General features: G+C 44.8%; 17 protein-coding genes. 10 read left to right on the forward strand and 7 right to left on the reverse strand.

The features are described from left to right. Window positions 1–267 precede the first annotated feature (267 nt). Window positions 268–1,560, reverse strand: coding sequence for an ATP-binding protein (locus tag QUA36_RS03875; RefSeq protein WP_333455664.1), 1,293 nt, complete (start codon window positions 1,558–1,560; stop codon window positions 268–270). 180 nt (window positions 1,561–1,740) lie between these two features. Further along, window positions 1,741–4,059 carry a tetratricopeptide repeat protein gene (locus tag QUA36_RS03880; protein WP_333455666.1) on the reverse strand — a complete coding sequence of 773 codons (2,319 nt, stop codon included), beginning with the start codon at window positions 4,057–4,059 and terminating at the stop codon, window positions 1,741–1,743. Between the two features lie 160 nt (window positions 4,060–4,219). On the opposite strand from QUA36_RS03880, the gene QUA36_RS03885 reads away from it, so the two are divergent. The 3 genes from QUA36_RS03885 (at window position 4,220) to QUA36_RS03895 (ending at window position 11,832) form a co-directional block, all read left to right on the forward strand. Next, window positions 4,220–6,787, forward strand: coding sequence for a glycosyltransferase (locus QUA36_RS03885; RefSeq protein WP_333455668.1), 2,568 nt, complete (start codon window positions 4,220–4,222; stop codon window positions 6,785–6,787). A gap of 136 nt (window positions 6,788–6,923) precedes the next feature. Beyond that, complete coding sequence (locus QUA36_RS03890; protein WP_333455669.1) at window positions 6,924–10,430, forward strand: glycosyltransferase; 3,507 nt, start codon at window positions 6,924–6,926, stop codon at window positions 10,428–10,430. Window positions 10,431–10,503: 73 nt separating this feature from the next. Continuing rightward, window positions 10,504–11,832 carry a GH39 family glycosyl hydrolase gene (locus tag QUA36_RS03895; protein ID WP_333455671.1) on the forward strand — a complete coding sequence of 443 codons (1,329 nt, stop codon included), beginning with the start codon at window positions 10,504–10,506 and terminating at the stop codon, window positions 11,830–11,832. Between the two features lie 95 nt (window positions 11,833–11,927). On the opposite strand, the gene QUA36_RS03900 is transcribed toward QUA36_RS03895, so the two are convergent. Continuing rightward, on the reverse strand, window positions 11,928–12,227 hold the full coding sequence (locus tag QUA36_RS03900; RefSeq protein ID WP_333455673.1) for a contact-dependent growth inhibition system immunity protein: 300 nt from the start codon (window positions 12,225–12,227) through the stop codon (window positions 11,928–11,930). Continuing rightward, the gene (locus QUA36_RS03905) at window positions 12,224–12,763 is read right to left on the reverse strand and encodes an RNase A-like domain-containing protein (RefSeq protein WP_333455675.1); all 540 of its coding nucleotides are present in this window, start codon (window positions 12,761–12,763) and stop codon (window positions 12,224–12,226) included. The genes QUA36_RS03900 and QUA36_RS03905 overlap by 4 nt, the downstream gene beginning before the upstream one ends. Window positions 12,764–13,119: 356 nt before the next feature. Between QUA36_RS03905 and rfbF the strand changes: the two genes are divergently transcribed. From rfbF to QUA36_RS03930, 5 genes are all read left to right on the forward strand, one after another. Next, a complete protein-coding gene (rfbF, locus tag QUA36_RS03910) occupies window positions 13,120–13,896 on the forward strand; it encodes a glucose-1-phosphate cytidylyltransferase (RefSeq protein WP_333165384.1) in 777 nt (258 codons plus the stop codon). A 202-nt stretch (window positions 13,897–14,098) separates the two neighbouring features. Then, window positions 14,099–15,163: an acyl-CoA dehydrogenase family protein gene (locus QUA36_RS03915; RefSeq protein ID WP_333455677.1), complete on the forward strand. Its 1,065-nt coding sequence runs from the start codon at window positions 14,099–14,101 to the stop codon at window positions 15,161–15,163. Window positions 15,164–15,254: 91 nt separating this feature from the next. Continuing rightward, on the forward strand, window positions 15,255–15,986 hold the full coding sequence (locus QUA36_RS03920) for a cyclase family protein (protein ID WP_333455679.1): 732 nt from the start codon (window positions 15,255–15,257) through the stop codon (window positions 15,984–15,986). 109 nt (window positions 15,987–16,095) lie between these two features. Further along, a complete protein-coding gene (locus QUA36_RS03925; protein WP_333455680.1) occupies window positions 16,096–16,842 on the forward strand; it encodes a DUF1995 family protein in 747 nt (248 codons plus the stop codon). 329 nt (window positions 16,843–17,171) lie between these two features. Continuing rightward, the gene (locus tag QUA36_RS03930) at window positions 17,172–17,942 is read left to right on the forward strand and encodes a metallophosphoesterase family protein (protein ID WP_333165392.1); all 771 of its coding nucleotides are present in this window, start codon (window positions 17,172–17,174) and stop codon (window positions 17,940–17,942) included. 316 nt (window positions 17,943–18,258) lie between these two features. On the opposite strand, the gene QUA36_RS03935 is transcribed toward QUA36_RS03930, so the two are convergent. Then, on the reverse strand, window positions 18,259–19,110 hold the full coding sequence (locus QUA36_RS03935) for a M48 family metallopeptidase (protein ID WP_333165395.1): 852 nt from the start codon (window positions 19,108–19,110) through the stop codon (window positions 18,259–18,261). A 372-nt stretch (window positions 19,111–19,482) separates the two neighbouring features. On the opposite strand from QUA36_RS03935, the gene QUA36_RS03940 reads away from it, so the two are divergent. After that, entirely contained in the window at window positions 19,483–20,007 is a 525-nt protein-coding gene (locus QUA36_RS03940) for a DUF4330 domain-containing protein (RefSeq protein ID WP_333165398.1), read from the forward strand. Between the two features lie 168 nt (window positions 20,008–20,175). Here the strand turns inward: QUA36_RS03940 and QUA36_RS03945 are convergent, their stop codons facing one another. Then, window positions 20,176–21,081 carry an alpha/beta hydrolase gene (locus QUA36_RS03945; protein ID WP_333455682.1) on the reverse strand — a complete coding sequence of 302 codons (906 nt, stop codon included), beginning with the start codon at window positions 21,079–21,081 and terminating at the stop codon, window positions 20,176–20,178. Between the two features lie 529 nt (window positions 21,082–21,610). Here QUA36_RS03945 and QUA36_RS03950 point away from each other — a divergent pair. Next, entirely contained in the window at window positions 21,611–22,225 is a 615-nt protein-coding gene (locus QUA36_RS03950) for a hypothetical protein (protein WP_333369495.1), read from the forward strand. On the opposite strand, the gene QUA36_RS03955 is transcribed toward QUA36_RS03950, so the two are convergent. Continuing rightward, window positions 22,193–23,146: a hypothetical protein gene (locus QUA36_RS03955; protein WP_333369493.1), complete on the reverse strand. Its 954-nt coding sequence runs from the start codon at window positions 23,144–23,146 to the stop codon at window positions 22,193–22,195. The two genes, QUA36_RS03950 and QUA36_RS03955, sit on opposite strands and share 33 nt — an antisense overlap. Between the last annotated feature and the right edge of the window lie 372 nt (window positions 23,147–23,518).

Genomic DNA, 23,518 nt, shown 5'->3' on the forward strand with positions numbered 1-23,518 from the left:
AATTAAAATTATATCACGCACTAAGTATACTGTCAACGGAAAAGAATTTTTATTCTAACTTGCCATTTATACCATTTAAAAAAGAATCCAACTGTAGCCCCTCTCCCCAACCCGATAGTCACAGTCATTCCCAATTATTCAATGCTTTCATCTAAACTATTAAACAGTATTAACTTCTACATTGTAGCTTCTAGGTTAGGAGTGAAAGTTTATAAAATAATACATTTTACCTACTTTAGAGCTTATACCTTTTGAAGTATGTCTCGATTAAGCGAGAGTAAAGTAAAAAGTTGAACCTTGATCCGGTTCCGATTCCACCCAGATACATCCGCCGTGAAGTTCCACAATCTTTTGACAAATTGCTAAACCAATACCTGTCCCAGAATATTCTCTTTGAGTGTGCAAGCGCTGGAAAATTTGAAAGATGCGTGTTTGATGCTGCGGAGCAATACCAATTCCATTATCTGAGACAGAAATTAACCAGTTTTCCTCCTGTTTGCAAGCGGTAATATGAACCACAGGCGGTGCATCGTGGCGATATTTAATCGCATTGCTGACTAAATTTTGAAATAGCTGTACGAGTTGAGAAATATCCCCCATTACCGCGGGTAATTCGCTGTAGGTGACAACGGCTTTAGTCTCGCGGATCGCCCCTTGCAGGTTCGCGAGTGCTTGCTCGACTGCATGATTGCAATCTGTCAGTTCAAAAGGTTTCCGACTCCGGCCAACGCGCGAATATTCGAGTAAATCGTCAATTAAAGTTTGCATTCTGGTGCAGCCCTGAACGATATTGCCGATAAACTTACTACCTTGGCTGTCGAGTTGGTCTTTGTAGCGTTTTTCTAAAAGTTGAGCGTAACTGGCAATGGTTGCTAAAGGCGCTTGCAAGTCATGAGAAGCGACATAAGCAAATTGTTCTAGTTCTGCATTTGAACGCGCCAATTCTTGGTTAGATTTTAATAGAGCAGATTCGGCGCGCTGGCGGTGGGATATCTCTTGTTGGAGTACCAAATTTTGCTCTTGCAGAGCTTTTTCAACAGCGCGACGGCTGCTGATTTCTTGTTGCAAAATTTGGTTTTTTTCCTGAAGAGTTTTTTCTACTGCTAAGCGGCTCGTGATTTCTTCTTGCAGCAGCATATTTTGTTCTTTTAGCTGCTTTTGTAAATTCCGCAGGCTGAGGTGACTTTCGATGCGTGCGAGCACTTCTTCAAACTGAAATGGCTTGCTGATATAGTCAACAGCTCCCACAGCAAATGCGTTTACTTTGTCAAAGACTTCATCTTTAGCGCTGATAAAAATTACCGGGATTTCGCGAGTTTTTGCTTCTAGTTTCAAGTGCTGACAGACTTCGTAGCCGTTCATTTCCGGCATCATTATGTCGAGCAAAATCAAATCTGGTGGATTAGAATTGCAGGCTCTCAAAGCCATTTTTCCGTTAATCACGCAGCGGGGAGTGTACCCCCTCTGAGTCAACATCGTAGACAACAGACGGAGGTTTTCTGGTGTATCGTCTACTACTAAAATGTTTCCTAACGGCGTCCCTGGTTGGTGATTGTTCATTAATTATTTCCCTGTTGCTCTTTTCTTCACAAAAAATGTTTGTAGCTATTTTATTTATGACTTACGGAAAACACCCGGTTTTTAGTAGAAATATGAGAAAAACAACAAGAAATCAGCTCATAAACCGGGTGTTTAGCTGTTTGTGCACAAGCAAGTCCTGTTATTCTTTGTTACCAATCCTCAAATACCCAGCAGCAGAGTCAAAGCATTATTGTCCCAAGTCAATCCTTTGTCTAAAACTTTAAATCCCGCGACTTCGCACATAGCTTCTAAAGCAGTAGCTGTAGGTAGCCACCAGCACGCCGCAAAATTGTTCATGTCAAAAACTGCTTTCTCAGTTATCCCTATAAGTTGGTTGTTGTTGATGTATGTCCGCCAGTAAGCTGTTAAAATAGCTCGTTCTGCGTCGTCCAAAGCGGGAATAAACATTACTCCAGAAGCGGGAATTTCATAGCGTCCCAACTCATTTTCTATAACTTCTTGGGTGATAGCTGAAGTGAAAATTAAATGCTCGCGAGTTATCTGACGTAAAGCAACTAAAATCTGCAACGGATGGGGGTGATGGTACAAAACTCCTGCACAGTGAACTAAATCGTAAGGCTCGCCAATATCTGCAACCTGAATCTGAGTGATATCTTGATTGATACAGTGATAATTAGCAATATTTAAACTTGTCATGCGATTGTGAAAATCTTGCCACCACTGGAGGGATGCCGGCATGGCATCAATCATTGTCAGAGAAACTGCACCGTATTTGCTAGCTACAGATACTTTTTCACTGACAGTTCCCCACAAGCCGCCGACTTCTGCAAAAGTCTTGCCTTTGGCAACTCGGGCGATATAGCGATCGCGAATATCCTTAGCTTCTAACTCTAATAATAGAGTAGATTCCCCTGTTCGACGCTGTTTTTCTAAAATCTCCTCTAATTTTTGGGAAATTTCTGGATCTTTGGGTCTAATTTCTAATGCCATCAAGTACAACATTATGGCTTCGTTACGCCGATCGCTCTCAGCAAAATTTTGGGCTATTTCGCAGTAAAATTCAGGAGCGTGCAGGGGCTGCATTTGGTGGTGATAGTAGCTAGTTGCTACATCTGAATCTACCGGAGTTCTTTTAATTAGAGCCTCACCTAACTTTATGTAAATTTTCGGTAGAGACGGCTCGATTTGAAGCGCACAAAGGTAGGCGGAAACAGCATCGTTCCATGCGTGACTTCCACTCAAAGCATCGCCTAAATTGTAATAAGACCAAGAAATAGTGGGATTAAGTTCAATAGCACGTTGGTAAGCCGTAGCTGCGGCTTTCCACTGTTGGGTTTTTAACAGTGCTTCTCCTAAATTGTGGTAAGTCCAAGAAAATTCTGGATTGAGTGCGATCGCCCGCCGATAAGCGAGCGTTGCTTCTGCAAATTTTTGAAGTTTAACTAAAGTCAAAGCTAAGTTATAATGAGACCAAAATAAATCCGCATTGAGTGCGATCGCCCGTTCGTATGCAGCCTCAGCTTCTGACCATTTTTCTAGTTGAAAAAGAGCATCTCCTAACTTGTGAAAAGCTGCGAAAAAATTCGGGTCTACTTCAGTAGCGCGCTGGTAAGCTGCTGCGGACTCAGACCATTCTTCTAATCGATCGCAAGCTGCACCGATGCTGTAGTAAGACCAAGAATAATCCGGGTTAATTTCAACAGCCGTGCGGTAGGCGATCGCAGCTTCTTGCCATTTTTCTAAATTGAGCAGCACGCTGCCTAAGTTGTAGTATGAGAAAAAAGAATTGGGATTTAAATCAATACTTTTTCGGTAAGCAGCCTCCGCTTCGCGCCAAAGCTCCTTAGCTTGCAAAACATTTCCTAATTTGTAATGAAATTCTGAAATATCCGGCTGGAGTTTAATCGCTTTGCGATAGTTAACAATAGCTTCGTCCCACTGTTTCAAGTCGCTAGCAGCTTCTGCTATTTTGCAATAAGCTTCGCAACAACTCGGGTTTAAAAAAATGGTTCGGTGGTAACAAACTAGCGCCCTTTCTGGCTTATTTTGGACTAGCAAAGTATTACCTAAATCGAGATATTCTTCTGCTATTTCTATTGGTTCCACGATCAGTGCTTGATACCAACAGTCTGCTGCTTCCTCAGCTTGACCGACTTGGGTAAATATCCGGCTCAAATTACGGTAAAATCCTGCAAAGTTTGGTTGCAGGGAGATGGCTTTTTGGTAACAGCCGATCGCCTCTTGCCACTGTTCCAAAGTAGCGCAGAGAGTGCCGAGGTTAGCAAAAGCTTCGGCAAAATCTGGTTGGAGGGCGATCGCAACTTTATACCAATACCTTGCGTCTTCTAGTTTACCCTGAGCTTGCAGCGCCTTTCCCAAGGTCTTGCAAGTCTCTGCTGAATTGGGTTCAGATGCCAAAAATTGTTGGCAAAGTGCGATCGCCCGATCGAAGTTGCCTGTAGCTAAATAAAGTTCTGCCTGTTGCTGAAAATTCACCTGCGCCGTTTCCGAATTCATTTTTTATTTTCCTTTTGAGTTATCATTCCATGTAAAATTATATGCTACACTTTGCCAAAGTTCAAGTTTTTGTAAGTAGAGCAACCGAACACAGAATAATAATGAATGTCCGCCACATTAATCTAAACTAGATAATCATAGGTTAACAGCGAGCTAAATAATGTCAACAGCTACTCAAACACCGCAATTAAGCGTAATTATACCTGTATATAATGGCGATCGCTACATCGTACAAGCGGTGGAGAGCGCGCTGTCCCAAACTTTTACTGATTTGGAGATTATTGTTGTAGATGACGGTTCGACAGATTGCACGCAGCAAGTATTGCAGCCTTATCTTGACAGAATTCGCTACATATATCAGGAAAATCAAGGAGTAGCAGCCGCCCGAAATATTGGTTGCCAACTAGCCCAAGGCGAGTTTTTGGCATTTCTAGATGCCGATGACTATTTCCTACCATCCAAGCTAGAGAAACAACTAGCTTGCTTTGACGCTGACCCCACCTTAGATATGGTGCAAACAGGTTGGCTGATGGTCGATGAAACAGGGAAAGATATTTTTGAAATAAAGCCTTGGCAGCAAGCGCCTAAATTAGATTTAGAAAGCTTTATTATATTTAAATGCGTGCGGCCGAGTGCGATGATGCTGCGCCGAAAGTGGTGGGAAAAATTGGGCGGTTTCAATGATAATTTTCCCTTGGCTGAAGATTTAGACTTTGCCTTGCGTTTAGCTTTAAAGGGGTGCAAAGCAGTTTGGTTAGAAGAGATTCTTACCTGTTATCGCCAGCACAATTCTAATATTATGTCAAGCGGTTTGTCGCTAATGAAGAATACAGAAATTTTGATGGAACAATTCTTCGAGCGGCCTGATTTGCCTGAGTCAATTCGCCAGTTAAAAAACCAGGAACGCTATCTATGCTTCAAGTGGCTGGCATGGCGGATGTACCGCGACGGTCATCTAGCAGAGATGGCCCAGTGTTTGGAAAAATCCTTGCAATATACGCCTTTTTCGCCCACAAAAACCGTCTTGAATTGGCTGGAAACTTTTAGGATAGCTTCTGAAGAATACGGTGAAAATTTTGACGCTTATTCGCTGAGTAAGTTAGTGGAATGGCAAGAGATAATTTTGAGGGTGATGACTAATCCACCCCAATCTCAACAGAGTTCTATTCCCACACCTTCAAAAGCGCGTGAAGCGAAGCTATCCCGTAGGGGAACGCACATTCTACTCTACAACACCGATGATCCGGGCGTGGGAGGATTAGCGCAGTACAATCATGCCATTCTTTGTCAGTTAGCCTTGTTAGGCTATCGAGTCACTTGCGTGCAAACCCAACATTCTAGCCCTTTGCTTAAGCGAGAACGAGAGTTAGGTATAGAGCATTTGTGGCTGGATTTTAGCGGTCATAAAGATTTACAGCGGGTGCTAAGAAATACTCAGGATGCACGAGAGCTTTTTGCTAGCAATCAACCGGATATGATTATTTTTAGCGATGGTTGGCCATTTTCCAATTTTGCAGCTAAACAGGTAGTTATTGAAATGGGAATACCATACATGATGGTGATTGGGTTAGTTATGCCAGAACACGCAACTTTTGCCTGCGGGGATGTAGTTCCTTATGTAGAAGGAGTGCTTCACCACTGCCTACAAGCTAGAGCCTTGATTGTTGGCGCTTACGAACATTTGAATTTATTGGGCCAACATTTCAAGTTGCCAAAAGAGCGAGGACAAGTGATTTACTTGGGGCGTTCTCCTGAATATTTTGCACCTCCTAATGCTGCGGCCCGTCAACGTCTGCGACAAGAAATAGAAATTCCTGAAGATGCTATTGTCTGTTTCACATCGGCTCGATTGGCATCGATTAAAGGGCATCGATATCAGCTCGAAGCAATCAAGCAGTTGCTGCAGTCTCCTGTGTGGTCTAAACTGTATTTTGTGTGGGCAGGAACTGGTGAGGGAAGCGCTGACAATGTAGAAGTAGAATTGAGGGAAACTATTAAAGAGTTAGGGGTGAGCGATCGCGTGAAGTTGATCGGACAGCGCTGGGATATCCTTGATTGGCTGGATGCTAGCGACATATTCATTTTAACTTCTCTAGCAGATGCAGCGCCTTCTTTTTCAGTAATGGAAGCGATGGCTAAGGGATTGCCGGTAGTTGCAACGGCTGTCGGCGGTATTCCTGAAGGGCTTGCCGAGACTGGGAAATTGTTGCCAGATCCGAATACCGATCCAGAGGGAACCGCGAGGGAATTGGCGAAAACTGTAGAATCTTGGGCAATGAATTCAGAATTTCGACATCAAATCGGTCAAGCTTGCAAGCAGCGGGCGGAGAAAGTGTTTAAAGAGGAACGGATGTTGGCAGAGTCGATGGAGGCGATCGAAAAAGCTTTACTTTGCGATCGCCAAACAGATTCATTTGTTACTCAAAAAAAGGTGCAGAGGTCAATGGCGAAGATAGAAAACCGGGTGCACTACAGCTCTTTAGTGTGGAATGCTTGGCAGGCTTACTGTCAAGAAGATTTAAGGCGAATGCAGAAGTCGCTTCAAGAATCTTTGAAGTACACACCTTTTTTGACTACAGAAACTCTATTAAATTGGGTTGAATATTTTGCAAATTTTTCCTCAACCCAAGGGCAGAAATTAGATACATATTCTCTAATTAATTCAGCAGAATGGCAACAATTACTCGAGGAAGTACAGGGTATTGAATCTGTATTTTATGCACGCTAAAATACCAGATTTACATTTTAAATTCGGATTGCTGTCAGCAGTATAATTGCATCTACCTTCTGCCTGACATCCGTTACATCCGTTACATCCGTTTCAGAATCCGTGGCCGAACCCTTCCTTATCACCGATAAAACTCATGTCAATGGCAAATCCGACACCGCGAGTAAGTGTAATTATCCCAGCATATAATGGATCTCGCTACATCGCGCAAGCCGTAGAAAGCGTCATCAGCCAAACCTATAAAAACTGGGAAATTATCGTCGTAGACGACGGCTCAACCGACGACACCCGCCAAGCATTGCAGCCTTATTTTGACAAAATTCGCTATGTTTATCAGGAAAACCAAGGAGTAGCTGCCGCCCGCAACCGAGGAATTCAGGAATCCCGAGGTGAATTAATTGCTTTTTTAGATCAAGATGACTTTTTCTTGTCCGATAAGTTAGCTGGACAAGTTGCGTTATTTGACGCTCAGCCATCACTAGGAATTGTTAATAGTGGCTGGCGAATGGTTAAAGAGCAAGGCGAAAGTATTTTCGATGTCACACCCTGGGAATACTTGCCTCAGCTAGACTTAAAAACCTGGATTGTTTATATGCCCCTACTTCCCAGCGCCATGATGTTTTCGCGGCAGTGGCTGGAACGAGTCGGTGGCTTTGATTCTCAGTATGATTCAGTAGATGATGCCGACTTAATCTTGCGTTTAGCACTATCTGGCTGCGAAGCTGCTTGGTTGCCTCAAGTGACAGTATGCTACCGCCAGCACGGGCAAAATGTGTCGATCCAGAGAGCGCTGAAACAGGCAAACCTTGCTATTAAATTAAAGCAAAATTTATTCAGCAGATCCGACTTGCCAGAGGACATCCGTCAATTGGAAAAGCCGGCTTTTTATGAGATTCTAACATGGATGTCGTGGCAACTTTACTACAGCGGCTATCCGGTGCAAGCAGTGGAGTATTACCAAAAATCTTTCCTTTATACTCCTTACTCCCCAGAAAAAACAGTAATAGATTGGCTTGCTCGTCTGGCTGCAATTTCTAAATCTTACGGAATTGACCCCGACACTCAATCTTTAAGAAACTTACCCGAATGGAAAAAGTTAATGGTTAGCATACTTCCCCAAAAAACAGTCAGAGTCAGCGTCATCATCCCCACTTACAACAGCGATAGCTACATTGTCAAATCCGTAGAGAGTGTTCTCAACCAGACTTATCAAAACTGGGAAATTATCGTCATAGACGACGGTTCAACTGACAACACTCGCCAAGTTTTAGGACCTTACCTCGATTTAATTCAATACATCTATCAAGATAACCAAGGAGCAGCAATTGCTCGAAATCATGCTTGTAAGCTAGCAAAAGGGGAATTTTTAGCTTTTCTAGATGCTGACGACTTTTTCCTACCAGAAAAACTAGAAAAACAAGTAGCTTGCTTTGATGCTGACCCCACATTAGATCTGGTGCAAACAGGTTGGCAGATAGTTGGCGACAACGACGAAGCCATTTATGGAGTAAAGCCTTGGGAAGAAGCACCAAAATTAGATTTAGAAGCCTTTGTTTTCTACAAATCAGTGCGTCCCAGCGCCATGATGCTGCGGCGAGAGTGGTGGGAACGCTTGGGGGGTTTCGATCATCGCTTGCCGCCAACCGAAGATTTAGATTTTGTGCTACGTTTAGGTTTAAAAGGCTGCAAGTCAGTTTGGTTAAAAGAGATATTAACCTGCTATCGTCAGCACGAAAGCAATATCATGTCTAACGGCTCCAAATTAATGAAAAATACGGAAATTTTGATGGAGGAATTTTTCGCGCGACCAGACTTACCTCAGCGCATCCGCGAGTTGAAACGCGCGGAACGTTACAAGTGTTTCGTATGGATAGCATGGCGGATGTACCGCGACGGATATTTGCCAGAAATGGTCGAATGTCTGGAAAAATCTCTGTATTACACTCGTTTGACAGGCACTGAAACTGTTTTTAATTGGCTGGAAACTTTTAAGGGGGTTTCGGAACAGTACGGCTACAACTTTGATGCCTATGCCTTAACCAATTTACAGGAATGGCAAGACATAGTGGCGATCGCAGCGAACAATCCTTATCAGTTTCAATCGGCTCCCAGTTCGACTTCTCGGCAGCCAAGACAGCACGTACTCCTGTACACAGAAGACTCAGGAGTCGGCGGATTGGCTCAGTTTAACCACTCGCTGATGTGTAAATTAGCTGCCGATGGCTACCGAGTAACCAGCGTTCAAAGTCAAGCTTCTAACCCTTTAATTACCGAACAAAAACAGCTAGGTATCGAACATATTTGGCTAGAGTTCGACACGATGAAAGAGTTTTTGCGAATTGCTTACAATTTGGATGATGCTCAAAAGATTTACGCCCAGGCTCGACCAGATTTAATTATATTTAGTGACGGCTGGCCGATGGCTAACTTTGCAGCTAAACAAGTTGCGATCGAGCAAAATATACCGTACATAATCAGTCTCGGTTATATCAATCGCAATTATGAAACCTTCGATCGCGGCGATCAAATCCCCTATTTCGAGGCAGTTGCCTACCAGTACATGGTAGCAAAAGCAGCAGTAGCAGTTTCCCACGAGAATTTAAGCTTGTTCCAAAGTCTATTTAAAGCGCATCTAGAACGAGGAAAAGTAATCTATTATGGCAGACCAAATCGTTATTTTGAGCAACCGAATCTTTCTACTCGCCAACGTCTGCGTCAAGAACAAGGAATCCCCGAAAATGCTATAGTTTGTTTTACGGCGGCGAGATTGACTCCAATTAAAGGATATCAGTATCAATTGCAGGCGATCGCCCAATTGAAAAATCGTCTAGTTTGGCCCCAAATTTACTTTGTTTGGGCCGGGCCTGGGTCTACTACTCACGACAATCTGGAACCTGAACTAAGAGCAACTGTGAGCAAATTGGGAGTAGAAGAACAGGTTAAATTCTTAGGACAGCGCTGGGATATTGCCGATTGGCTAGACGCCAGCGACATCTTTATTTTATCTTCCCAAGCAGAAGGAATGCCGCTAGCAATTATGGAAGCAATGGCGAAAGGATTGCCGATAATTGCCACAGCAGTCAGCGGGATTCCTGAAGAATTGGGAGACACGGGAAAGTTGCTCCCCGATCCTACAATAGACCCAGAAGGGACAGTAAAAGAGTTGGTAGAAACCGTGGAAATATGGGCAGAAAATCCCGAATTGCGTAGACTTGCAGGACAAGCGTGCAAAGCGCGAGCCCAAGAACTATTCAAAGAAGAACGGATGCTTCGGGAATATGGAGAAATAATTGAACAGGCATTTGTAAGTGAGGATGAGAGCGACAGTTTCTCTATTAGTCCGAAACTAAAAAAGCAGGTACAAGAAGTGGATAGCCTGGTGAAATACTATTATTTAGTGTGGAAAGCTTGGGAGGCTTACGATCGGGGACATATGTCCGAGATGGCTAGTAATTTACAATCGGCTTGGGCTTGCACGCCTTATTTTACCACAGAAACTATCTTTGATTGGGTGAAAAACTTTGGTATTTTTGCTGCCGAAAAAGGAGTTAATTTCGATACCAACGAGCTGATCAACTCCCGATCGTGGCAACAAGTGATAGAATCCATACAGGGTTTTGAAGTGTTTTCATCGGTTCGTTAAAACTGAGTTCTTGCAGCATTCTTAGGAACGGGATCTCCGGCCCATTCCACAAAACATCAACCAAACAAAAGATATGCAATTTACATTCAAATTCCCACGTATTAATAAACTGCTGACAATTTGTTTAGCTATTGTCACTGTTCTGTTAATAGCCTATTGGGGACAGCCAAGAGCGATCGCCCAACTGCGATCGAACGTTACAGTAGATTTTGGACAGCCAGCCACCGGTACAATTTCCATGAGCGGCATCCTGCACGGAATCGACACCACAAAACCGCCGGATAGTTCTATCAAACCCTTGCAGCCGAAACTTTGGCGCGCCGGGAGACTCGATATTTACGATCGCATAATCGCCAGCGGAGCCGAGTTTCAGTTAGTAGTTAGCGACTTGTGGGGCTACGGTACTAATCCCAATGGCTGGCCCTATCAAAACTACCCCGCGTGGGAAGCATTCATCCGACAGTTAGCCCAGCAAAATAAAGGCAAAAAAATTATTTGGGATGTATGGAATGAGCCAGATTGGAAAGATCCATTTTGGAAGGGAAGCAGAGAACAATTCTTTGAAACTTACAAAAGAGCTTACAAAATTTTGCGGGAAGAATTGGGGCCGTCAGCAATGATTGGCGGGCCAAGCCTCGGCCGCTACAGCAAAGAATATCTCGCCGCTTTTTTGGATTACTGCAAGGCCAACAAACTTGAAGTAAACTTCCTCTCATGGCACGAACTTAACGACGCAATGATTTTATTTGTTGACGATCACGTAATTGAGGCTAAACGCAATTTTCAGCAAAGTCCCTCTTACAAGGAACTGAAATTGCAAAAAATTTACGTCAACGAAATTGTCGGGAACTTAGCGCAGTACCAGCCGGGAGAAATCTTAGGTTATTTGTATAACTTAGAGTATGCAAAAGCTGACGGTGCTTGCAGAGCTTGTTGGGATGCTAAAGGGCCAAATAAAGTTAGCAATTGCTTCAACAATACGCTGAGTGGGATGGTCACGCCTAATACTTTTGAACCAAGAGCAGCTTGGTGGGCTTACAAAGCTTATGCTGACGGAGTTAATTCGCGGGTGCGGAGTTGGTCAAATAACAATCGCCTTGTCGCTTTAGCCAGCAAGTCAAATCCTGAAGGTAAAGCACAGATACTTTTAGGTTATTTCGACCCCAATTTTTCCTCAGCAACAACGGTAACATTAACCCTCGGCAATTTGGAGCAGCTAGGTATTCAAAGAGGTCAGAAAATCACTCTAAAATTAGAAAAAATTCCCAACAATCAAGAAGGAGCCGTGCCACAGCTTGTCACAGTTAAAGAAGAAAGTTTTTCGGTGGGTAGCGGCAGCTTGGCTTATGTTATCCCTAATTTCAACGTCCACGAAGGCTACTTATTGACTGTTAGCAAGTGAGCTAGCTACCCTATTAAATTGTGAATAAATTGTAGGGACACGGCAGTGCCGTGTCCTTACAAATATATAGCCGTTTTATTACAAATATATAAAGTTTAGCTGAGATTTTTTAAAGATTTTTGCACAGATTCCAACCATTCTCTGACTGTTTGATTTTCGGATTGTGGGTCGTAGTAACACCCTAATTCATCAATGATGAATGCTTCTAAATCGGCTGGGGCGATCGGCATTGCGAGCAGTTTGCTGAGCTCTTGTGATGCAGCTTCAACACTTGCTGCAGGTTCGCTGCTGCGGTAGTTGTTCACTACATCGCTGGGAGTGTCAGCTTCTAACGGCCAGTCTTGGTGAAAGTAGGAACTTAAAAATTGGGTTAAATGAGGAAATTGATTGATCATTGGGGATAGGCTGTGAGAATAAAGTATCCGGGAGGTAATTTGGCGCTGCGCTGAAGGATGATTCTCAGGCGAGATGTTGAAGTTGCTTTGGATGCGCGGCGACGCAGAGTAATGCCAATTATTCTGTTGGCATTGTAGTCGATCGTATAACGATTACCTTGACTTTTCACCCAAGAGTCGATCGCACTTTGATTTCTGTTCATTGCTTCTGCAATAGCCGTTTCGGCGACGGAACGGTCAGTAAAAGAAGATGCTGCAGAAATTCTCGTTTCGCTTGCGAGTCGCTGTGCTAGTTGTGCTTCTGTTTTAGCAACGTGTCTCTCTAAAGTGTGTCCTCCTGCTGATTCGTGAAAGTCTAATCCGCCACCCGGTATGTTGGGTACAAAAGCTACGCTGGTTTGTGGTATGGTTGAGATTTTCGGTGCAACAACCGTGGCGTAAACACCAGGTATAGCCGATTGGAATAATATAATTATTGAGGCGATCGCGCATAGGATACCTAAAAAGTTTTTTAGGCGATCGAGTTGATTTTTCATTGCTGTTGAATGTCTTTATTATATTTAGTATAGGTCTTTGCTGCTTTTTTGTCTATTTCTTAATCGACTATTAATAAGTTAGAAATTGCGCTGTATTCAAATATACTGTCCGCAGTACCCACCCTACTCTTAGTTAGAAATTGCGCGCAGCATTTAAATACATGGTGTGTACGGAACACCCTAGGATTATTCCTAAATACACGGTGCCCACGGATCACCATACGATTATTTATAATAATTCGTGATTTTGTTGGTTTACAAAGCTTCACTCACTATGAGAAAATGTTAATAATTCTTTGAAAAAATCCCTGATGATTGATGATAAATTAATTTATCATCTTTAAAAATGTGACAAAATGCAAGTAGTTATCCTCGCAGGTGGTCTCGGTACCCGTCTCAGAGAAGAAACAGAATTTCGTCCCAAACCCTTAGTTGAGGTGGGGGGGCATCCGATTATTTGGCACATCATGAAAATCTATGCACACTACGGTTTCCAAAAATTTATTGTGTGCTTGGGCTATCGCGGCAACATGATTAAAGAATATTTCCTCAATTATGAAGCCATGAACAATGACTTTACTATCTGTCTGGGACGCCAAAATACCATCACTTATCATGAGGAACATCTCGAACAAGATTTTAATGTTACCCTGGCTGAAACTGGCGCGGCAAGCATGACGGGAGGGCGGGTAAAACGGATAGAAAAATATATCGATCACGATAATTTCATGGTGACATACGGCGATGGAGTTGCTGATGTCGATATTGACGCCTTGATGGATTTTCACAAGTCTCACGGTAAGCTGGCAACTGTCACTACATTTCGCCCGATTTCTCGCTTTGGGATTTTGGATGTAGACAGCGATAGCCGCGTAGTACAATTTTCGGAGAAACCTCAAATAGATGGCTGGATCAGTGTTGGATATATGATATTTAACCGCCGGGTATTTGAGTATTTGGGGGGAGATGATTGTATTTTAGAACAAGAGCCGATGCAGCGTTTGGCGGCAGACGGACAGTTGATGGCTTACCGTCATGAGGGCTTCTTCTTTGCGATGGATACTTTTCGAGAATACAAGTATTTAAACGAGCTTTGGGATGAAGGGAAGGCTCCTTGGAAAGTTTGGGAATGAGTTAGTTTAGGGGCGGATTTTTCTGCCCCCCATAGAACTTTGAATAAAAATAACTATAAAATTATCTCAGAAACCCGGTGTTTTCGTAGATGTCTCGTGATTCGCCACAAAAATCGTAATAACTGGGTTTCTCGCTACCTATGCGTGGGTAATGAAACTTTCCAAAGTAATGGTAAAAACAACTAGAAAATTATCATAAAAAATGGAATTTCAAGATATTCTTTACTACACAGAAACTTACCTGCAAAAGTGCGTTTCACCCTACGCGGAAATTATCGACAGCGACTCGGAAGCGCTGAAAACAGCAGTTGCGGGATTGGAAGATCGATCGCTCTTAGCGTTGCGAGTTCCCAAAAAATGGGGCGGTGTCGAAGTTGCACCGGAGATTTTTTACAAATATCAGGAATTGACGGCTCGATATTCCGGCGCTTTGTCTTTCCTGCAAACTCAGCACCACAGCGCAACTGCGATGATTGCCAACAGCGACAATGAAATGTTAAAAAGCAGATACTTGCCCGCGATCGCCCAAAAAGAGTTACGCTTGGGTATTGGGTTTTCGCATTTGAGGCGATCGGGCAATCCGGCCGTCACCGCAACTCCCACAAAAGCGGGTTATTTATTGTCAGGAAAAGTTCCTTGGGTAACAGGTTTTGGCTTGTTTCAAAAGTTTATTGTAGCGGCGGTACTTCCTGACGAACGCGCTGTTTTCGGTTTAGTGCCTTTTGCCAATATTGAACGCGAATCTGGTAAAATAGCTTGTAGCGAAATCATGCAGTTAATCGCCATGAACTCGACTAATACTGTGACAGTAACTCTCGATAATTGGTTGCTGCATGAATCGAAAATAATTTCAGTTAAACCTGTCGGCTGGATTTCGGAAAACGACACCAAAAATATACTGAATTTTGTTCCGGGTAATTTTGGTTGTATTCGAGCGGGATTGGATGTAATTGCAGCAGCGGCGGCTGCTAAGAATTCACCTTTTATAACGGCGGCTTGTCAAAAACTGGAGCAAAAGCTCGATCGGCTAAAACAGAATTTCCCACAATCTCAACATAGCTCGAAAGCAGAACAATTAGCGCTGCGAGCTCAAGCCATTGATTTAGCGATGCGTTGCGGGCACGCTGCGGTTGCAGTTTCTAGCGGTGCTGCTAACGGTACGCTACACCCGGCCGGGAGAGTTTATCGAGAAGCTTTGGTGTATACTGTTTCCGGGCAAACCAAGGATGTGATGGAAGCAACCCTCGATCGACTAATCGAATTTTAGATTTTAGATTTTAGATTTTAGATTTTAGATTGAGCTCGCAGAAGGTCAAAAACTCAACTGTGTTTAATAAATAATAGATATATTTAACCTGATGACAAACAACTTTAAGTCAAATAACTTAAAAACGATCGCCTACAGCAAAATTGTAGACTTAACCCATTCAATTCACCCAAACATTCCCATTTGGCCAGGAGATCCAGCGACAGAAATTGCCCCAGTAGCTCAAATAGACACAGACGGGTATTTCCTGCGAAAATTCTCGATGGGAGAACACAGCGGCACTCACATCAACGCACCCAACAGCTTTTATGCAGGAGGCGCCAGCATTGATAATTATTCCCCGCAGTCGCTCGTTGTGCCCGCAATTGCGATCGACATCCGAGAGCAATGTCTTGCCAATCCCGACTACACTTTAACAATTGATGATATATTGACTTGGGAACGGCAGTACAAACTTATAGAACCGGGAAATCTAGTTTTATTGTATACTGGCTGGCAAGAAAAATGGGATGAGGAGAAAGCATTTTTCAACCGAGACGATCGCGGAATTTGCCACTTTCCCGGATTTGGCAAAGCAGTCACTCAATTTTTGCTAGAAGAACGCTCGATTGCGGGAATTGGAACCGACACCCACGGAGTCGATACCGGGCGAGATGAAAGTTTTGCGGTTAACAAATTGGTATTAGAAAAGCAGCGAATAGTGCTGGAAAATCTAGCAAATCTCGACTTGTTACCTGCGGCTAAAATCACTTTAGTTATCGGAATATTGCGCCTTTTGGGAGGTTCCGGTTCGCCCGTGTCGGTGTTAGCTTTTGTTGCTTGAGACGGTAAAACTTACATCTTGTACCATGCTCAAGAATAGGTAAGTGAGAATGGTGCAATATCTCAGGTAAAATTAGATTGAGAGAAGTCGAGTAAAAACAATTAGATTAATGACAGAACTGCCCAAGGATCTCAACGAGGCGATCGCCCAATCCCGCATTGCCACCGCCGCCGCCCTCTCGGACGGTAAAACTCTACTGCAAGTCGAATTAGTATTTCCAGAAATCGCCCTGCAAGCACAGTCTATCACCCTAGAATTCCTCCCAGAATTTGAGGAAATCTACGCCGGAGTAAAAGTCTTTTTTCCCGACACTGGTGCGGCAGCCCTCGCGCGCCGCGACTGGGGAGAAACACCGTTTAAAGTCACTGATTTGGGTAGCAGTCGCACCCCTGTTGAAGATAAAATATCACCGGAAGATCAACTTTTCCTTTTGATCAATCCAGCAGCCGTAGAAGTGGCCCAAGTCGAAAAAATTTATATAGCTGCGGCCGGTCGCCCAGTAATTCTACTCAACCCGCGCCTCGAAGACGTTGCCACTATAGGTATAGGCTATGCGGGTCGCCAATTGCGCGATCGATTCCTCAGCAAAATTGAATCCTGCTACTATATCAGACCCTTAGACACTGCTGCTTTATTCCGCTGCTACCCCCAATCCTGGCAAGTGTGGCTGGAAACAAACGACGAATACGAACTAATTTCTGAAACCGCCCACAAACCAGTCGGAGACGATTTAGAGCGGATTTTAGCCGCTTCTCTCCCAAGCGCCGATCCTGACTCCACCACACCTGCAAAACCTCTAAAAAAGAAAGGTTTTTTGGCAGAACTCCAGACATTCCTCAAAGCTTTGACTCAGTAACAATCGTTAAGGCTCGATCGTATTTTACGGTGTGTCAGCTAGGATTATTTTCGACTTAATCCGTCGGCTAATCGCTGATGCACCCTAAAGCGTGAAATAACTCAAAGCTTTGCCTCAGTAACAGCAGTGGCAGAACCACAATTAACAGCTTGCCTGTGTTTCTATCAGTAGCTACGCAAACAGGTACTGGCGAGCTTTACAGAATCTTTATACAAAGCACTATAATGGGTGACACCCCTCCACGGTAAAAGAGGGAAGGCAAATAGCAGCAAAATCAGATGCTATAAGCTAGAGATGGGGCTTTTGAGTCAGGGAAGCGGATAAACACAATGGAGCATCGGCGCATTGTTATCGGGGACGTACACGGGCATTACGACGGCTTAATGACCCTGCTAGAGGCACTTGCCCCCAGCTCGAACGATCGCGTCTATTTTTTAGGAGACTTAATCGATCGTGGCCCCAAAAGCGCTCAGGTCTTAGATTTTGTGCAGCAAAGCCCCTACCAAACTCTGTTGGGCAACCACGAACAACTGATGCTGGAGGCTTTGTCGGGGACGCCGATGGATATGCGAGCGTGGCAATCTTGGCTCTACAGTGGCGGCGATGCGACAGTAGCGAGCTACAGAGATACAGGGATGATGCCGTACAAACACTTAGAGTGGCTGCGATCGCTCCCCACGCACCTGGACTTAGGGGACATCTGGCTGGTTCACGCCGGCGTTGACCCCCATCTGTCGATCGATGAACAGTCGATCGAACAACTGTGTTGGATTCGCAGGGAATTTCACACCATGTCGAAACCCTATTTTCCCAATAAATTAATTATCACCGGTCACACGATCACCTTTACCTTTCATGGGGTCAGACCGGGCGAATTAGTCAGGGGCGAAGGGTGGTTGGATATTGACACGGGTGCTTATCATCCCAAAAGCGGCTGGCTGACAGGATTTGACCTCAGCTACCGCAGAGTTTATCAAGTAAATGTATTTAACAATCAAGTCCGAATTTTGCCCTTTGACGAAGTTGTCCGGCAATTGAAGCCGCAGCCGATTCCACCCCCCCAAGCTGCGATCGATTCTGTTGTTCAACAGCAGTGTTAAATCAATTTGTAGTTTTAGGGTAGGTCCGCTTAAGTCCGATCTCTTAAATCGAAATTAACCTGCTTCTGACGTACCCTAGTAATATCATGTCCGGTGGAGGAACCGCGATTTTTGTAGGGCGGGTTCACCAACAATACGTGCCAATAATTGACAATCTCAAAAACCCGCCCCGACCGGGCTATTATGGTTAATCCATGGGACATGATATAACTGGATTTATTTTTTAACGAACCGCGAAGACGCGAGGAGCGCGAAGTAATAAAAGAGAAGAAAATAGAAGAGAAAACAATAGAGTCCCCTGACAGATTGAGAATTTCTACGAGCCCAAAAGCCTGCGGATTTCTAGCCTGTAATCCTCATTATTCAAACCTTCACCGCTAGCAAGATCCGGATCTATAGCCTGTGAAATAGCAGCAATACGATCGGCAGTAGCCGGGTGAGTGCTCAAAATGCTAGGAGGAGAAGGCTTGTTGAGCAACTTTTTCATAAAATCTACCATCCCAGATTGAGCGTAGCCCGCTCGCCCCATAGTTTGCAATCCCAACTGATCTGCTTCATACTCAGCTTGGCGACTGTGGGGGCGCCGCAAAGCCAATTCCACTCCAATCTGAACCGCCTGAGATCGATCGAGCCCTGTCGCCGAAGCTACACCTGAAGCGATGGCCATTTGACGCATTTGTTTAATCGCGTGGCGAGCATTAATGTGAGCTATTTCGTGGGCGATCACACTTGCCAATTCTGCCTCATTGTCCGCCGCCGCCATCAAACCTTTATTCACATAAACAAAACCGCCCATAGTTGCAAAAGCATTAATATTGTCGTCGTCAATCACTTGAAAAGTATAAGGAATATCGGGGCGAGTGCTTTCTTGAGCGAGCCGCTGACCGATGCGGTTGATATATTCTGTAGTGTCCCGATCGCGGTCAATCTTAAACTCGCTGTTGGTTAACTGCTGATTAATTTGTTGGCCAATAGTCACCTCTTGGCGATCGGACATATTCGACAATTGAATAACTTGGATGCCCCGAAAAATCAGTTCAGGCAAAGAAAATGCTTGAGTCGGTTCCGGGGAAACCAGCCCGATACCTGCAGCCACAATCAGGGATAGAAACAGATAAATCCCCCGGCCACAAGTACGCCGGCAAGTCAACCAAAAACTTTTTAACATGATTGATACGTGGGAGAAGTTAGATAAAATTTGAGGAAATACTCGAAAAGTCACTAAATAGGCAGACGTAATTTGAGGCTGCTTAGTTGCTATTCTAGCTTTTTGTCAATTTTTAACGGCGCCACCAGCTTATGGGCGATCGGCCTGTCGGCCAACCAACCGCCGTCAACTGCCTTCTGGGTTAAGTGCCCCAGTCATGCGGATTTTGGGCGATCGTTGTGGTAATATCTTTTAGCTTCATGACTTACGAATCAATAAAGTATGTCATTGCCAGCGGTAGCTCAGCAATAGCAGCATCTGTTTTTCATTGATGTCTGCGTAAGTCCTGAGCTTGTAAACATACTCCTGTCGCTATCAGTATAATAGGCGATTATGAAAATTTTAGATTCTCAAGGCCGACTGTTCGGCAAACTCAGCATTCTAGACGTAGCTGCCGCTCTGATCGTACTGCTAGTTGCAGTCGGAATCTTCTTCTTTCCCGGCACTTCTGGCGGTTCCGTAGCCCAAGTCGGCACCAGTATCAAACCTGTAGAGATTGATGCAATTGCGATCGGTCTCAAAGGAACAAATGTTCAAGATTTGTTCAAACCAGGTGATAAAATCAATGTGGTGATCCGCAATCAACCCTCCGGTCAGATTACCATCAAATCTGTCAAAACTCTCACCAGAACCCTAGCAGTTCCTCAGCCCAACGGCACTCTGAAAGCTCTCCCCGATCCCCGAGAAGAAGAAGCCTTCAGCAAAAATATGATGTTTACCTTAGAGGGAAAAGGTCAACTTACTGAAAATGGCCCGGTTTTAGGTAATACGAAAGTCAAAATTGGCACTACGCTAGAGCTTGAAGGCAACAAGTACATTTTCAACGCCAGCGTTATCGACGTGCGAGTGAAAGAATAATTAGTAGTCAGTAGTCAGTAGTCAGTAGTCAGTAGTCAGTAGTCAGTAGTCATTAGTCATTGCTAATGCGGAAGAGGGAATTCATCTTCCTTCTTCCTTCTTCCTTCTTCCGACGAACATCGGACTGACATCCGTTACATCCGTTACAAAATCCGTTGCCGAACTTCTTTACCCTTCCGAAAGCAATTTTAAGTATTGCCGAATTAAGCCAATCGTGACCGCGGGAATTTCTAACTGCGGAGTTAAACCTACGTTTTCCAGAGGTTGAAAAACTTTGATTGCTTCGGGGTTGAGGTTTGCCAACCGCTGGCCGATATCGGGCCCGGTAAACTGCGATTTTTCTCCCCAAATGATCGCTGTCGGCGTTGTTAGCTGAGTGATGTACAGCGACAAGTCAAAGCACAAATCTCCCCGCACAAAAGACAGGGCGGCATATTCTGCATTTGGTTCCAAAGCAGATGCGAGGTAAGCATCAACAATTTCTTGGTAAACGCGACGCGAATCGGCAAATTGGCGTTGTTCTAGGAAGCTACGGATGCCACCGTCTGTGGCGATTCCGGTACTGTAGAGCAAGCGATCTAATATCGGCGTGTTGACTAGCTTAGCGAAGAAACTTGTGCCGTAATCTTGTCCGAAGTCCGACAAACCGCTGGGTATGGTCAAAATTAGGGATTTGAAGAGATCCGGCCGTGCGATCGCAGCTCGAATCGCGATCGCCCCTGTTAGCGAAGAAGCAATCACCTCTGTCGGACTGCCGCAAGTTTTTTCGAGAAATTCGATCAAAGTTGTGATATAATCTTCCACCTGATAATTTCTTGCGGGATGTTCCGATCGCCCCCAACCGATTAAATCGGGTGCTAAAATTCGATATTCTGCCGCAAAAGCCGGATAAACTTTCGACCATTCGTAGGCACTCGACCCGCCACCAAAACCGTGAAAAAATACTAAGTTCGGTTTATTTTCCGAAGTTGAGGTCGGCAACCCCATCCAAGGCATTTTTTCAGCAGTGTAGTAAACCATTCTGCCGAGAGAAGTAACTATTGATCGCTGACCGAAGCCAAGGGGTACAAGCATAAACTAACCTTAATCGCTGTTATATTTTAGATTCTTTTGAGCCGCCCCGTCTTTGTTTAAAAAACTTGCAAAGCTGGTGGCGTTTTTGTAAAGATTGAGTAATGATTTAAATCTATTTTAGTACAGGTGAAGCGTGAAACTACAGACAGCAAGTAAGTTTTGCGATTTGGGCAATTCGGCTGTGTAGTTATCCTTACCCTTGCAAACTAGCGCCGATCGGAGATAATAGCAAAATGATGGGTAAGACCCCTCAACAAAATAGAGTCTGTTCGCCAAGCCGGAAAGCAGACGCTCGGAAAGGAGGAGTATTAGAACTCGCTTTCAGGCAGGAGGCAGGTTGGCCGACGCTGGCAAATCACAAATCATTAATCACGATATTTTGCGGAGCAGTGGCTTTTGAGGTCGAAAGTCTTTGTTGGAGGGCGGGCGATGGGGTTTCGATTCCTAATTGCAGGTTTGGCAATCACGGGCCTCGCCGTTATCAATTCCAAAACACAAGAAACAACTAATCTCAGGGAGGTCTACTAAAATGCAACTGCTCAGAAAAAGGGATCGCGAGGGTTTTATGGTTGATGCGAAAAGTCTTCAATCAGACGGGTTTGCAGAATTTGACACAGCCTATCGAAGCATGGATTTAAACAGCAAAAAGTCTTTGGTCGCCACTCCAGAACGCTCAGGCGTCGGGTCAGAGGTGCGATCGCGCGCCACGGTACCTGCGATCGTCCGCGTAGCTTTAGAAGACTTGAAATGCTTTGAAGTAGTAGAACACCAGTTTGCACATTGGGGGGTGACTTTTAGCAATGCCGTCGCCATCCAACCTTCAAACCCAGCATTTTTCACGGGCTCTGCGGCAACAGTGTTAATGGGGGCCCCCAAAAGCGGACTGATAGAAGTAACTTTTAAGTATCCAGTTCGCTGGGTGTCAGGACTTGTCACCAGTTCGCGACGAACTGTTTTATCTGCTTGTGACATTGACGGCAACCCAATTGTTCAGGATGAAATGCCGGCGCCCAATCTGGTGGGGTCTAATTCTCCGATCGCCCCTAGGGCTCCCCTGCGCGTAAAAGCTCCGAATATTCATAAAATTACTTTTTACGCTTTTGACGGTCAGCTAATAGTCGATGACTTGATTTTTGGATTTTAGAGCAAAGCCATAAGTAGCGTCCCAAGTCTGCAAGCCTTCGAGAAGGGCATTGCGGACTAAAGCTTCTGGTTCCCGACTCAGCATCAGGCGAAAGCACTCGGCAGCGCGGGAACGGGCGATCCTCTGCGAGGGCTTCGCTAACGAACTTTTGACAGAGCTCACAGGGCCAAACCCACCCTGATTCACCAAATCGGTCATTTGCCGCACTGCAATTAAACGCTTCACGGGGTCAGCATCAGTCAAATCCGCCAAGATGCGATCGAGCGCCACTTCATCTTTTGCGGCCCTCCGACTCAACCCTTGCCGCAGCAACAGCCCTGCAATCGCGATCGTCCCCAAATTCTGCAAAATCACGCTCAAAGCCATCCAGTGGCTGCTTGAGTCAGCCCAAATCGCCAAACTCATGTAAGCGCCCAAGGTAGCAATCCCGCCCGTACCGACGGCTAAAACGAACCGACGGTTCGGGCCCTCCCAAAATTGCTCGCCTTTTGCCCGCAGCAATTGCCAGTCCCACGACTGCCCTCGGTAAACCAGCATCATTGCTGCTATCCCCAGGCCTGTGGAAAACAGTAACTGACTGTTCCACCACCCCCAAACTGCTGCCAGGGTGACAATTCCCAGCCAACCTTTTGAGCGAGTCAAACTCTCTAGCAGCCATTTGAGAAACGCAGTAGAAACCACAGGCGATTGGGCCCGATCGCTGTTGCCATCTACCCTCCGGCGTCTTGTTGCGGCAGTCCGGCCTGTGGCTGTTGGGGTTCCCGGCGGGCGATCGTCCGAACTCAAATCCCTCAAAGCTTGACCATCAGTTATTTCTAAAGACAGGTCGCTCAAGGGAAGATTACCGAGTTCCAAAGTGCGATCGGACACTTTCACAGGCGATCTATTCAGCTTAGTTGTAGTTTTTTCAACTTGATTCATACTGACTTTTTTGAAAAATAACTTAAAGTTATCCAGGCTTGTTTAGCACTGATTTAGATTCTCGGTAAACAAGAGTCTAAGACTCTATGATACCCGAAATTCAAACCCGTGGCGAGTACCGCAACTGCGCTGAATTCCGAGAAATCCTTACCAAAAATAGATCGATTGAAGATGGTTGAGAAAAGCACCACAGGTTAACAGGGAATATTTCTGAATCACTGTTGAGACCCAAGGGGGATCAGAGTTGGCAGGATGGCAAAAAATCGAAATTTTTTAACTTCAGAAAATAGGGGTATTTTGAGTGATTCAATTCCTCCGCCAAGAAATGCACGACGAAAATTTAGCCTTTTGCCCCCAGGTCCGGGCTCTCGC

This window comes from Microcoleus sp. Pol10D4 (assembly GCF_036701555.1).
In the GTDB taxonomy this organism is placed as follows: Bacteria; Cyanobacteriota; Cyanobacteriia; order Cyanobacteriales; family Microcoleaceae; genus Microcoleus.